Raw genomic sequence first — 13,584 nt, forward strand, 5'->3', positions numbered from 1 at the left:
ATAATTATGGCAGACGAACAGTTTATGGTCAAAAGGGTTCCTCCGCAAAGTCGTGAGGCAGAGCAGTCTGTTGTAGGCGCTATGCTTATGGACAGGGAGGCGATAGAAGTTGCAACCGAGTACATAACGGGTGAAGATTTCTATGATCGCCAGCTTGGAACCTTTTTTGATGCATGTGTAGAACTTAATAAAGAGGGAAGACCTGTTGACCAGGTAACACTTCAGGAAAGGCTCAAAGACAAGAATGTTCCGCCGGAGTACGCTTCAACTGAGTATATTGTCAATCTTGTAGCAGCGGTTCCGACTTCGGCCAACGTCAAGTATTATGCACAGATAGTTGCAGAGAAGTCTACACTTCGAAAACTTATCAAAGTATGCGAAGAGACATCAAGTAACTGCTACGCAGGAACTGATAATCTGGAAACTATTCTGAATAATGTCGAGAAAGACGTTTTTAATGTAACGCAAAGAAGGGACAGCGGAGAGTTCGTTCCGATCAGGCAGATTGTTGTCAATGCCCTTAATAAGATAGCAACTGCAAGCCGTAATACTGGAACAGTTACAGGTATCGCAACAGGATTTACAGATCTTGACTATGATACTTCGGGATTTCAACCATCGGATCTTATCCTTATAGCGGCAAGGCCTTCAATGGGTAAGACAGCTTTTGCACTTAATATTGCAGAATATATGGCTTTTAGAAATAATGTTACTGCAGCTATATTCTCGCTGGAAATGAGTAAAGAACAGCTTGTAAACAGACTTTTTGCCATGGAATCCCATGTCGAAGCTCAGAATCTAAGAACAGGTAAGATGTCTGACGGTGACTGGGAAGCTCTGATTGACAGTGCTGATCTTATAGGCGGTTCTAACCTCATAATAGATGATACTCCTGGTATATCTGTACAGGAGATGAGATCCAAGTGTCGTAAGTACAAGATGGAGCATAATCTTGGAATTATATTCATTGACTACTTACAGCTTATGTCAGGAGGTGGAACAAGAGGATCGGAATCAAGACAGCAGGAGATTTCAGATATATCAAGATCACTTAAAGCTCTTGCCAGAGAGATCAATGTTCCTGTTGTTGCACTGTCACAGCTGTCACGAGCTGTAGAGCAGAGACCTGATCACAGACCCATGCTATCTGACCTTCGAGAATCCGGAGCTATCGAGCAGGATGCGGATATGGTTATGTTCATCTATCGTGATGATTACTATAATCATGATACTGAGAAAAAAGGTATCGCAGAGATCATCATAGCTAAACAGAGAAATGGCCCTATCGGAACGGTTGAACTTCTCTGGATGCCTCAGTTTACAAAGTTTGCAAATCTGGAGAGGCATTAAAAGGCAGATAAGATTTATAAGTCTTAATAAAAGAGAACGATTATTACCCGTAAGGATTCAGACAAAGATATAAAAGAATAAAGAATTGATGGATTAAAACAATATGTTAACATACATCAGTTTTTTAGCGGATTGTAGTGAGTTTACAATCCGCTTTTTTATCTGAAAATAATGTTTCGATTTTGTAAAAAAGACCGATAAAAAAACAGGTAAGCAAAATGCTTACCTGTTTAGTTCAAATTATTATCGATCAGTTTTGATCATAATTCAATCCGGATTTTATCAAAGATAAAATTAAATTGAATTATCCCTGAGAAATAGCTGAAACAGGGCACTGAGCTGCGCAAGAACCGCAGTCGATACATGTGTTAGGATCGATCTCGTACTGAGAAGCTCCCTGAGAAATAGCTGAAACAGGGCACTGAGCAGCACATGAACCGCAGCTGATGCAAGAATCACTAATAACGTATGCCATAGTAAAATCTCCTTCCTTACGAATGAATAAGTAATAATTACTAATGAGTTTGCCTTCTCATTATTTACTTTGTTGCAATCATAATAGTATATCAAAATTATGAATTTAGCAAGTTTGTTAGCACTGGCTAATGATGCTGCAAATAATCCTTATAGATATTGCACATATAGATACATTGTAAAAGTTTAAGAATTGTTAATAATCACCCACGTTGACATTGGCTGGGTCAAATGCTACTATGATATTTGCAGTAATATATGATATTAACGTCTATTTTTGTGCTCATTTCAGGCAAAATGATTTTTGCACAAATCGTTGTATCAGTTAATTTGCATAGAAATGTGGAATTTTTTACTATAAAATTTTCTCATTTCCGGAAACTGTAGATACAGATCAACATACCGGATCTGTATTGTAAAAATAAGGTAGGAGGAATAATAATGGCAAGAAACATGAAAACCATGGACGGCAATGAAGCTGCTGCATATGCATCATATGCTTATACAGAAGTTGCTGCCATGTACCCGATCACACCATCATCTGTTATGCCTGAGCATGTAGATGAATGGGCAACTGCAGGAAAGAAGAACATCTTCGGACGTACAGTACAGATTACAGAAATGCAGGCAGAGAGCGGCGCAGCCGGCGCTGTTCACGGATCACTTGTAGCCGGTGCCCTCACATCGACTTATACAGCATCTCAGGGTCTTTTGTTGATGATCCCTGATCTTTATAAGGTTGCTGGTGAGCGTCTCCCCGGTGTTTTCAACGTATCAGCTCGTTGCGTAGCTTCACACGCACTGAACATTTTTGGTGATCACTCCGACGTATATGCATGCCGTCAGACCGGTGCTGCAATGCTTTGTGAATCATCAGTTCAGGAAGTTATGGATCTTACTCCTGTTGCTTATTGTGCAGCACTTGAAGGAAAACTTCCTTTCATTAACTTCTTTGATGGTTTCCGTACATCCCATGAAATCCAGAAGATCGAGGTTTGGAGTGATGAGGATCTTAAAGATCTTGCTCCTTTCGATGCAATCGACGATTTCAAGAAGAATGCACTCAATCCTAATCACCCTCGTCAGATGGGCTCAGCTCAGAACCCTGATATCTTCTTCCAGACAAGAGAATCATGCAATAACGCTTATTTAGCTATTCCTGAGATCGTTCAGAAGTACATGGATAAGGTTAATGCTAAGATCGGTACTGACTACAAGCTCTTCAACTATTACGGTGCAGCAGATGCTGAAACTGTAATCGTAGCGATGGGTTCAGTTAACGATACAATCGAAGAGACAATCGATTATCTTGAAGCTAAGGGAGAAAAGGTCGGCGTAGTTAAAGTAAGACTGTATCGTCCTTTTGCTGCTAAGGCACTTGTTGATGCGCTTCCTGCATCTGTTAAGAAGATCGAAGTTCTCGATAGAACTAAAGAGCCAGGATCACTTCATGAGCCTCTTGCTCTTGATGTAATCGCAGCTCTTAAAGGAACTAAGTTTGAAACAGTTCCTGTATTCTGTGGTCGTTATGGTCTTGGATCAAAGGATACAACACCTAACCAGATCGTTGCTGTATTCCACAATGATTCTAAGCCTGAATTCACAATCGGTATCACAGATGATGTTACTAACCTCTCACTTGATGCCGGTGCTCCTCTGGTTACAACACCTGAAGGAACAACCAACTGTAAGTTCTGGGGTCTTGGAGCTGATGGTACTGTAGGTGCCAACAAGAACTCCATCAAGATCATCGGTGATAACACAGACATGTATGCTCAGGCATATTTTGACTATGACTCCAAGAAGTCCGGTGGTGTTACCATGTCTCACCTTAGATTTGGTAAGAAGCCTATCAAGTCAACATACCTGATCAAGACAGCAAACTTCGTAGCTTGTCACAATCCTTCCTATATCCGTAAGTTCAACATGGTACAGGAAATCGTTGATGGCGGTTCATTCCTTCTTAACTGCCCATGGTCTGTAGAAGATCTGGAAAAAGAGATTCCTGGTCAGGTTAAGAAATATATGTATGATCACAAGATCAACTTCTACATCATGAATGGTTCAAAGATCGGTGTTGAAGTTGGAATGGGACCTACAAGGATCAATACAATCCTTCAGTCTGCATTCTTCACAATTACAGAGATCATTCCTAAGGAAGACGCTCTTAAATTCATGAAGGACGCTGCTCAGAAGACATATGGACGTAAAGGTCAGGATGTCGTTGAGAAGAACTGGAAGGCTATTGATGCCGGTGCAGATCCTAAGAACCTTATCAAGGTTGAGATTCCTGAGTCATGGAAGGATGCACAGGATGAAGGTCTTGATTTCACAGTAGCTAAGGGTGATCGTAAGGATGTTATCGACTTTGTTAATAATATCCAGGCTAAGGTTAATGCTCAGGAAGGTAACAGCCTTAAGGTTTCAGATGTAGCTCCTTATACTGATGGTTCTACACCTTCCGGATCATCTGCGTATGAGAAGCGTGGTATTGCTGTAAATGTTCCTGAATGGAATCCTGAGAAGTGTATACAGTGTACATTCTGTTCACTCGTATGTCCTCATGCAGCAATCCGTCCTGTAGCTATGACTGCTGATGAAGCTGCTAATGCTCCTAAGGATATGAAGCTTGTAGATCTCAAGGGTATGGACGGATACAAGTTCGGTATCACAGTATCAGCTCTTGACTGTACAGGTTGTGGTTCTTGTGCAAATGTATGTCCTGGCAATATGCAGGAGAAAGTTACTCTTGTTATGGGTGCGCTTGCTAAGAACGAGTGGCAGCAGGAAGGCTTCAACTATGCTGTAACACTTCCTACTAAGACAGAAGTTGTTGAGAAGTTCAACTCAGCTACTGTTAAGGGATCACAGTTCCTGAAACCTCTCCTTGAGTTCTCAGGCGCTTGCGCAGGTTGCGGTGAGACACCTTATATCAAGCTCGTAACACAGCTGTTTGGTGACAGAATGTATGTAGCTAATGCTACAGGATGTACCTCTATCTGGGGTAACTCTTCACCTTCTACACCTTATACAGTAAACGAGAAGGGTCATGGTCCTGCATGGGATAACTCATTGTTCGAAGACAATGCTGAGTTCGGTTTCGGTATGCTCCTTGCTCAGAATGCACTTCGTGATGAAGTTAAGGAACAGGCAGAGAAACTTGCAGATAATGCAGCAGTCAAGAAGTATCTCGATACATTCAACGATGGTGCTACCAACACAGCTGCTACAGAAGAGATGATCGCAGCACTTGCCGGTGATAATTCCGAAGCTGCTACATTTATCAAGAAGAATGCAGACTTTGCTGCTAAGAAGTCACAGTGGATCTTCGGTGGTGACGGATGGGCATTCGATATCGGATTTGGTGGTCTTGACCACGTACTTGCTTCCGGTAAGGATGTAAATGTTCTTGTTGTCAACACTGAGGTTTACTCCAATACAGGTGGACAGGCTTCTAAAGCTACTCCTGTCGGCGCTGTTGCACAGTTCGCTGCAGGTGGTAAGGCTATCAAGCAGAAAGACCTTGCATCTATCGCTATGAGCTATGGCTACGTATATGTAGCACAGATTGCTATGGGTGCTAACATGAAGCAGACTATCGATGCTATAAGAGAGGCTGAGGCTTATCCGGGTCCTTCACTTATCATCGCGTATGCTCCTTGTATCAACCATGGTATCAAGGTTAACGGCGGTATGACAGGATGTATGACAGAGGAAAAGAGAGCCGTAGAGTGCGGTTACTGGAACCTCTTCAGATACAATCCTGCAGCACAGGGCAAGAAGTTCACACTCGACTTCAAGAATACAAAGCCTGAAAACTATCAGGAATTCCTTGATGGTGAGGTTCGTTACATGTCACTGAAGAAGAGCAATCCTGCTAATGCTGACAGAATGTACGCTGAGAACGCTCAGAATGCTAAGGATCACCTTGCATATCTTGAAAGACTCGTTTCAATGTACGATTCTACTAACGAATAAAAATAAGACAACGGCCCCTGCGTTATGCGCAGGGGCTGTTTTTATGGAACAAGATGCTAATAGGTTAGTGCAGTATCACCAAAAACTTTATATACTACCTGTCCTTATAAAGTTTTTGGTGATACTGCACTGATATAGTTGGAAGGTTATAAAAAAGCTCATCGATAGAAATTCTACCGATGAGCTTGATTTTTTAAGGTCTTTAATTGGCTGCTGCGAGCTTCTGGAGGGCTCTGTCAGCTATTACGACCGGATAATGTTCTTCGAGGAAGTCGGCGCTGTAGGTGCCGGTATCTTCCATCTTGGCGTATTCGCCAAAGAGGTTGCAAAGGTTGTTGAATCTCTTATCATTCTGATTGCCATATATGCACAGAAGGTATCCGCCTTCGTCTTCGTTACGGAATAAGGTGTTGCGGCTTTGGAATCCCGGAGGAAGAAGAGCTGGCAATTTCAAAACATCATGCATGGATCCGAGTTTAAAACAGCAGAAAGAATTCTCGCTGCTTCTAGAAGCTCTTCTAATAGCGGCATTATGTCCTGTTTTAAGTCTCTTGGACTCGTGATTGGTTACTCCGTCAAGGAAACCTGAGAAGTCGCCGTCCTGGAGACGATGGAACAGATCCATAACCTCTTCGTCTTCGCTTTCTTCTGTATTCTCAGAGAAGTCAATATTACCTTTTTCATAGGACGCATTATCATCCTGCACAGAAGGACCAAATTCTGAAAAACGTGTATCTAGTTCTTCGGGATCTTCTGACTTAGTGATAACCAAAATAATACACTCTGAGTTAACAGGAATAGCTTCTATCATAAGCGGAACATCTTCTGCATTAAAACCAAAACGAGTGTTGGCCTGATGCATCATTTCCTGAAAAAGTTCACGTGCTTTATCTGTACCATAAGCAAGCTCGCTGACTTTGAGCTGTCTTTTTGTTAGATCCTCTCTGGTAAGTGTGCAACGGATCTGGTGATCATTCACCTTCTCAATTTTCATAAACTTACCTCCTGCTTTTGTTATTTCATCCTTGAATACTTAGCTGTAAAAATTGATTACACTGATACTAAAGTATACTTTGCGCAATGTCAATATATGTATCGGTCTAAAGCCCTAAATTTAAGAGAGTATTTCCCAAAAAATAAAAAAGATTTTATTAAAAGGGGACTTGCGAAAAGCATCCCTATGAATTATAATGTTTACTCGTGAGATGTCTTTCCCAAATATTTATCCGGGAAGGGGACATGTTTTCTAGAATATCGTAATCAGTTCTGCATCAGTCAGAACGCCTTACAGACATATTAGTCTGAGGGATTACCCATTTTTGAAAAGTAATAACAAAAAACATTTTTTTAAACAACGTACTAAGTCTGAAATGATCATACTTGTCGTATCTGTTGTTAAGAGCTGCATTTCTTTAAATTATGGCATAAAGATTTCATCCCATTTTGCAATATAGAAGACAGCTGCTTGATCGTATATGCAGATACCGGCAATCAGTAGTAGCATCTCGCTACAGGATTTCAAGCTATTTTGACTAAAGGATACGGGATGGCATCTCATAAGTGAATATGGCAGCTTTTAGAACAAGGGGAAGCAACCGTCTTTTTGAAAGATATATCAAGGAGACGCTCATTGCCACTTATCTGCGATTTATATCACGGATGCCTTTTGGCGCAGATATAACCTTGTAATAAAAAACGCGACAAATAAACATAATTAACAAGAGGATCCCGCCACTTGCATATATGAATAGCTGTCGCCAAGCCAAAATGCCTGGTTCCTTGATCGCAGATCAAGGAGCCAGTTTTTATATTGCATAGCCGCTGATATGGCAATGATAAAGCGGAGTGCTGCTATAGATGGCACTACACCAAGTATTGTGGTAAAATAGTACCCGGTCAAAAATATATGAATCTGAGGGAATTGAAAAGTTTGAAAATCTTCCATTTTCAAACCCGGATTGGTGCCGCGAGCTCCGCCAATTTGGACCATTAGTCACTAGATTTGCTCGCGACATGAGGTTATTTATGAAACATAAGGTAATACCTGTAGTTGTAATCGTAGTCCTGATACTTGTCCTCGGGGGAGGATATGCAGGTAAGTATTTGTATGACAAGTATTCTTACAGTAATGAGCAGGCAGATACTAAGAGCTATTTCGGAATAGAAGATGAAAATGATGTTCCGATAATTCTCCAAAATGAAAAGTCAGATCTTCATGCAAGACTTATCGACGGCGTTTATTATATGACTTTTTCTGATGTACAGAATATTCTAAACGACCGCTTCTATTACGGCCAGGAGGAAGGAATCCTTGTATATACAACTCCAAGTGCCATAATAACAGTCGGTGTAGACTCTACCACAACATCATCTACAGACGGGTCCTGTGAAGATCTTGGATATAAGGCAGCAGTTTATGACAATGATACCCTTTATGTTGCTATAGATTATGTAAAAAAATATACCAATTTTAACTACACAGCTTATACGGATCCAAACCATATCACAATGTATACGCAGTTCGATCAGGAGATCCGCGCTGTCATCAAAAAAAATACCAAGCTCAGACTTAGAGGTGGTGTAAAAAGTGAGATCCTTGTCGGACTCGAAAAGGGTGATACAGTCGTACTTCTTGAAAAACTTGAGGATTGGTCCAAGGTTGTCAGCTCTGATGGCTATATAGGTTATGTTGAGAACAAGTTCCTTGAAAATATCCAGACAGTTGATCTTCTGGCTCCATCTGATTATGCAGAACCTGAATATACATCTGTTCATCTTGATGGCAAGGTCAATCTGGTATGGCATTCGATAGGCGGTAAGGCAGGTAATGACACGCTTTCATCTGCTATTTCAAATACATCCGGACTTAATGTAATATCACCAACATGGTTTTCTCTTAGTGACAATGAGGGAAGCATAGAGTCTTTTGCCACACAGGGTTATGTAGATACAGCGCATGCAAATGGTATGCAGGTGTGGGCAGCTCTTGATAACTTCAACAATTCAAACTTCCATAATGGCGAAGGAAGTACAGCCAAAGTTCTTGCAAGCAGCACTTCCAGAAAGAGACTTATCGACAGTCTTATGAGCGAAGTCAGAACCTATGGAATAGATGGTATCAATGTGGATCTGGAGTTCACAGGATCAAGTCTTGAAGATATAACAGCTGACGGCGGCGAAGATTATATAGAATTCATAAGAGAGCTTTCTATAGCCTGCAGGGCAGAAGGAACTATCCTTTCAGTTGATATCCCGGTTCCTATGGGCAATAGCTTCTTCCATAGAAAAGAGCTTGGAGTGGTATGTGACTATGTGATCATCATGGCCTACGATGAGCACTATGAAGGAAGTGCAGAAGCGGGATCTGTAGCATCTATATCTTATGTTGAAAACGGTATAAAGAATACTCTTGAGGATGTTCCTGCAGATAAGCTTGTAAATGGAATCCCGTTCTATACAAGAATCTGGTTCACGTCTACAGATGGTACTGTAAAAAGTCAGGCAGGCGGTATGTCCTGGGCTAACAGTTATATTAGTTCCAACGGCATCGACATGAACTGGGATCAGGAGACCTGTCAGTATTATGGAACATATACTCAATCTGACGGAACAGTAGTTGAGATATGGCTAGAGGATGCAGAATCCATCCAGACCAAGCTTAATGTAATGGATGTCAATGGCTGCGCCGGAGTAGCCGCATGGCAGCTTGGATATGAGACAAGTGATATATGGCCTGTAATAGAGGCTTATGTTAACAAATAAGAGGAAATAAAAGTGGATACACAAGTAGTAGTAATTGATGAAAACAATATTGATGAAAAGGCAAAGGAAGCTTTGAAAAAAGCAGGGCAGATCCTTCTTGACGGCGGTCTTGTTGCTTTTCCTACAGAGACTGTATACGGACTTGGAGGAGATGGAAGAAATCCTGAATCTTCAAAGAAAATATACGCTGCTAAAGGAAGACCATCTGATAATCCACTGATCGTGCATATCTGGCAGGTTGAGGATCTGTACAAGGTTGCATCCGATGTGCCTGAAGCTGCTATTAAGCTTGCAAAGGCTTTCTGGCCGGGACCACTTACTATGATCCTTAACAAGTCAGATCTTATTCCGCTAGAGACAACAGGCGGACTTGAAACGGTAGCTGTACGTATGCCAAGCAATAAGATTGCTGCAGCTATGATCAAAGAAGGCGGCGGATTTATAGCAGCGCCAAGTGCCAATACATCAGGAAGACCATCACCTACTATGGCCAAATACTGCATTGAAGACCTTGATGGCAAGGTTGAGATGATAATAGACGGAGGTCAGGTCGGAATAGGACTTGAATCTACAATAGTAGATCTTACAGTTGATGTTCCTATGATACTGCGCCCCGGATATATAACCTATGAGATGTTAAAAGAGGTACTTCCTGAGGTTAGTATCGATAAGACAATTATTGATTCAAACTCAAAGTTAAAGCCTAAGGCACCGGGAATGAAATATCGCCATTATGCGCCTAAGGGCGAATTAACAATAGTGGAAGGTTCACAGGAACATGTGCTAAAATATATAAATGAGCATGCAGCCAAAATGCAGGAGCAAGGTCACAGAGTCGGAGTGATCGCAACAGATGCAACGGCTACATTCTATAAAGCTGATGTTGTAAAAAGCGTAGGGTCAAGGGAAGACGAGAGGAGCGTTGCACATGGGCTTTTCCGCATTCTTCGTGAATTTGATGACGAAGATGTTGATGTCATGTATTCAGAATCCTTTGATACAAATGGTATAGGCCAGGCTATTATGAACAGGCTCTTAAAGGCTGCAGGACAGCATGTAGAGCATGTATAACGGTTGAATGACAGTTAAAAGAGGACGCGTAATTCCTTCAGGATAGCATTTAGCGCATGTATAAAAACGCTAAGTCAGCTGCGGTAGGATGGTGCGCAGAATATATTTAAAGTCTGCATGACTTAAAAAGTCTGCATGACTTAAAAAACGGTAACTGTAAATATATGGTCATAACTTAAGGTGATGATCATTATTTAAATTTATAAATTGGAAGGAAGTATTGTAAATGATAGCACTTGGTAGCGATCATGGCGGCTATGATCTTAAAGTCGCAGTAATGGAGCATCTCAAAGAAAGAGGAATCGAGTACAAGGATTTTGGTACTTATGACAAGAATTCCTGCGATTATCCTGATTTCGGACTGGCAGCAGCTAAGGCTGTAGCAAGCGGAGAGTGCGAGAAAGGTATCGTGATCTGCACAACAGGAATCGGAATCTCTATGGTAGCTAATAAGGTAAAGGGTGTTCGCTGCGCACTTTGCTCAGAAGTATCCTCAGCAAGACTTACAAGAGAGCACAATGATGCCAATGTACTTGCTATGGGAGGCGGATTCGTAGGCCCTGTTCTTGGATGCGAGATTGTAGATACTTTCCTTGATACAGAGTTTTCCGGTCTTGAGAAGCACAGCCGCAGGATCAAGAAGATGATGGATATGGAAGCTTGATAAAAGATAAAAATCAAAGTTTGCAATATAGGCCTGGAGTGGTGACTTGTTCATATTTGATCAAATAGGAATGAGCCAGTACACTGGTAGCAATCAGTTAACAATAAAATGTCAAAATTGATGATGTACCAAGCCTGGTTATATCATATTTTGACAGATTTTAATGATTTATATTTAAGGAGATTTAAAATGTCTAAAGTAGTAGTAATGGATCACCCACTTATTAAACACAAGATTGGTCTTATCAGAAGAAAAACAACAGGTACTAATGAGTTCAGAAGAATCATCAGTGAGATAGCAGAGCTTATCTGCTATGAAGCAACAAGAGATCTTGAGCTTCAGGATGTTGAGATCGAGACACCTATTACTAAGACAGTAGTTCAGGAACTTAAGGGAAGAAAGCTCTGCGTAGTACCGATCCTTCGTGCTGGCCTTGGTATGGTTGATGGTATGCTTGAGCTTATCCCGGCTGCTAAGGTTGGTCACATAGGTCTTTATCGTGACCCGGAAACTCTTAAGCCTGTAGAGTATTATTGCAAACTTCCAGCAGATGTTACAGAAAGAGAGATTTTCGTAGTAGATCCAATGCTTGCAACAGGTGGATCTTCTGCTGCAGCTATCCAGATGCTCAAGGATAAGGGCTGCAAGCACATCCATTTCATGTGCATTATCGCTGCTCCTGAAGGAATCAAGGCTGTTCAGGAAGCTCATCCTGATATTGATATCTTCATTGGAACTGTTGATGAGAAGCTCAACGAGAACGGTTACATCGTACCGGGACTTGGTGATGCTGGCGACAGAATCTTCGGAACCAAATAATAGAACCCGTTCAAAAATTCATTGTGGCATTAAGGAGTAATATGAAAAGAGAAGATTATATAACCTGGGACGAGTATTTTATGGGAGTTGCAAAACTTGCCGGAATGAGATCCAAGGATCCTAATACTCAGGTTGGATCATGCATAGTAAGTGAAGATAATAAGATATTATCCATGGGTTATAATGGTTTTCCTACCGGGTGTTCTGATGAAGAGTTCCCATGGGAGAGGGATGGCGAAGATGAACTTGCGACCAAATATCCCTTTGTTACTCACTCTGAACTTAATGCCATCTTGAATTATCGAGGTGGTTCATTAGAAGGTGCCAAGATCTATGTATCACTATTTCCTTGTAATGAATGTGCCAAGGCTATAATTCAGGCAGGTATCAGAACTGTTATCTACGATAGTGATAAATATGAAAATACAGCTTCTACCAGAGCATCCAAGAAGATGTTCAATGCTGCAGGAGTAAGATATTATCAGTATCAGAGAACAGGCCGTAACATTCATATTTCTATTTAAAAAGTATTGTTTAAGATAAATAAAATATATGGATTCTTAATTTTTATGATCGGGAATATATATTTATTTATCTTCTAATTTAAAGATAAGCTATATGATTGAGCTTGAAGATGGTAAGTCATGACACTATGTGTCATGACTTCGATTTATATAGTTCAACTATCCGATCGTACAAGCATCAGCCACGGGTAGTGTCACGGACTTTTTGCTATAGAGTATTAATTGTATTATTGTGATAAGTACTTATAGTGACAAAGGTTTTGAAGTAGCATTTGATGCGCTTTGGGATCTGGATATCTGAAGTTCGAGAGGCATGATAAGGTCAGAGAGTTTACCTTCATAGATGATTTTTAAAAGACGATCGAGGTTTTCAAGACATTCCTGCATCTGACCTGATGTTATAAGATTTTTATTAAGAGCATCAGCAAGCTCATCAAGATCCACGACCTTGAAACTGTGATCAGGATAGACGATTACATCCGCAAGAAGATCAACTACCATGATAGAACCTTTTTCGGGGCCTTCCTGAAAAGATACTATATCAAAATACCATCTTGAGAAGGTATCGTCATATCTGTAGAACTTACTCATTTTAAAGCCATGGTCAAGGAAATAACAGGAATATCCGTAAGAAAGATAATCTTTTGGGCGAAAAGCGCGCCATGATGTCATGATCATGTTCGAATCATGATAGAGAATGACATCATCCTTTAATTTAATACATTCATCTGGTATTATCCGCTTACGGTACAGAATTGGGTTGTCCATATTCCACCTCACGGTCTGATTCGTTCCTGAATATTAAATTCAAGAACATCAAGAATATATTTTCGCTATAAGTAGTTTACTTAAGCTTACATTGTGACAGGTGATAAGTCAAATGATAAATACAATCGGTGATCCGTCATGAAAAAAACGATAATAAAGATCATATATATAATT

Annotated in this window: 10 protein-coding genes; 7 read left to right on the plus strand and 3 right to left on the minus strand. The window is 40.8% G+C overall.

All coding sequences use genetic code 11. The features are described 5' to 3' along the window. Positions 1–6: 6 nt before the first annotated feature. Positions 7–1,350 (plus strand): replicative DNA helicase, encoded by a 1,344-nt coding sequence (dnaB, locus tag I7804_RS04735; protein WP_022754811.1) that lies wholly within the window; start codon positions 7–9, stop codon positions 1,348–1,350. A 304-nt stretch (positions 1,351–1,654) separates the two neighbouring features. On the opposite strand, the gene I7804_RS04740 is transcribed toward dnaB, so the two are convergent. Beyond that, complete coding sequence (locus I7804_RS04740; RefSeq protein ID WP_022759320.1) at positions 1,655–1,825, minus strand: DUF362 domain-containing protein; 171 nt, start codon at positions 1,823–1,825, stop codon at positions 1,655–1,657. Positions 1,826–2,265: 440 nt separating this feature from the next. Here I7804_RS04740 and nifJ point away from each other — a divergent pair, with 440 nt between their 5' ends. After that, a complete protein-coding gene (gene nifJ, locus I7804_RS04745; RefSeq protein WP_022754813.1) occupies positions 2,266–5,802 on the plus strand; it encodes a pyruvate:ferredoxin (flavodoxin) oxidoreductase in 3,537 nt (1,178 codons plus the stop codon). A gap of 202 nt (positions 5,803–6,004) precedes the next feature. On the opposite strand, the gene I7804_RS04750 is transcribed toward nifJ, so the two are convergent. Continuing rightward, positions 6,005–6,796: an adaptor protein MecA gene (locus I7804_RS04750; RefSeq protein WP_022754814.1), complete on the minus strand. Its 792-nt coding sequence runs from the start codon at positions 6,794–6,796 to the stop codon at positions 6,005–6,007. 1,019 nt (positions 6,797–7,815) lie between these two features. On the opposite strand from I7804_RS04750, the gene I7804_RS04755 reads away from it, so the two are divergent. From I7804_RS04755 to I7804_RS04775, 5 genes are all read left to right on the plus strand, one after another. Further along, positions 7,816–9,564 carry a glycosyl hydrolase family 18 protein gene (locus I7804_RS04755; RefSeq protein WP_248405200.1) on the plus strand — a complete coding sequence of 583 codons (1,749 nt, stop codon included), beginning with the start codon at positions 7,816–7,818 and terminating at the stop codon, positions 9,562–9,564. A 12-nt stretch (positions 9,565–9,576) separates the two neighbouring features. Beyond that, positions 9,577–10,635 carry an L-threonylcarbamoyladenylate synthase gene (locus tag I7804_RS04760; protein ID WP_248405201.1) on the plus strand — a complete coding sequence of 353 codons (1,059 nt, stop codon included), beginning with the start codon at positions 9,577–9,579 and terminating at the stop codon, positions 10,633–10,635. A gap of 226 nt (positions 10,636–10,861) precedes the next feature. Continuing rightward, the gene (rpiB, locus tag I7804_RS04765; RefSeq protein ID WP_022754818.1) at positions 10,862–11,299 is read left to right on the plus strand and encodes a ribose 5-phosphate isomerase B; all 438 of its coding nucleotides are present in this window, start codon (positions 10,862–10,864) and stop codon (positions 11,297–11,299) included. Between the two features lie 189 nt (positions 11,300–11,488). Then, a complete protein-coding gene (gene upp / locus I7804_RS04770; protein WP_022754819.1) occupies positions 11,489–12,118 on the plus strand; it encodes a uracil phosphoribosyltransferase in 630 nt (209 codons plus the stop codon). Positions 12,119–12,159: 41 nt separating this feature from the next. Beyond that, the gene (locus I7804_RS04775; protein ID WP_022754820.1) at positions 12,160–12,642 is read left to right on the plus strand and encodes a deoxycytidylate deaminase; all 483 of its coding nucleotides are present in this window, start codon (positions 12,160–12,162) and stop codon (positions 12,640–12,642) included. Between the two features lie 243 nt (positions 12,643–12,885). Here I7804_RS04775 and I7804_RS04780 read toward each other — a convergent pair whose 3' ends face one another. Beyond that, a complete protein-coding gene (locus I7804_RS04780; RefSeq protein ID WP_248405202.1) occupies positions 12,886–13,410 on the minus strand; it encodes a DUF402 domain-containing protein in 525 nt (174 codons plus the stop codon). Between the last annotated feature and the right edge of the window lie 174 nt (positions 13,411–13,584).

The organism is Butyrivibrio fibrisolvens (assembly GCF_023206215.1).
In the GTDB taxonomy this organism is placed as follows: Bacteria; Bacillota; Clostridia; order Lachnospirales; family Lachnospiraceae; genus Butyrivibrio; species Butyrivibrio fibrisolvens_C.

Excerpts from the sequence above, each read along its gene's own strand:
- I7804_RS04755 (WP_248405200.1), top strand. The coding sequence starts at position 7,816 with ATGAGGTTATTTATGAAACATAAGGTAATACCTGTAGTTGTAATCGTA.
- I7804_RS04775 (WP_022754820.1), top strand. The coding sequence starts at position 12,160 with ATGAAAAGAGAAGATTATATAACCTGGGACGAGTATTTTATGGGAGTT.
- I7804_RS04750 (WP_022754814.1), bottom strand. The coding sequence starts at position 6,796 with ATGAAAATTGAGAAGGTGAATGATCACCAGATCCGTTGCACACTTACC.
- dnaB (WP_022754811.1), top strand. The coding sequence starts at position 7 with ATGGCAGACGAACAGTTTATGGTCAAAAGGGTTCCTCCGCAAAGTCGT.
- I7804_RS04740 (WP_022759320.1), bottom strand. The coding sequence starts at position 1,825 with ATGGCATACGTTATTAGTGATTCTTGCATCAGCTGCGGTTCATGTGCT.
- nifJ (WP_022754813.1), top strand. The coding sequence starts at position 2,266 with ATGGCAAGAAACATGAAAACCATGGACGGCAATGAAGCTGCTGCATAT.
- I7804_RS04780 (WP_248405202.1), bottom strand. The coding sequence starts at position 13,410 with ATGGACAACCCAATTCTGTACCGTAAGCGGATAATACCAGATGAATGT.
- rpiB (WP_022754818.1), top strand. The coding sequence starts at position 10,862 with ATGATAGCACTTGGTAGCGATCATGGCGGCTATGATCTTAAAGTCGCA.
- upp (WP_022754819.1), top strand. The coding sequence starts at position 11,489 with ATGTCTAAAGTAGTAGTAATGGATCACCCACTTATTAAACACAAGATT.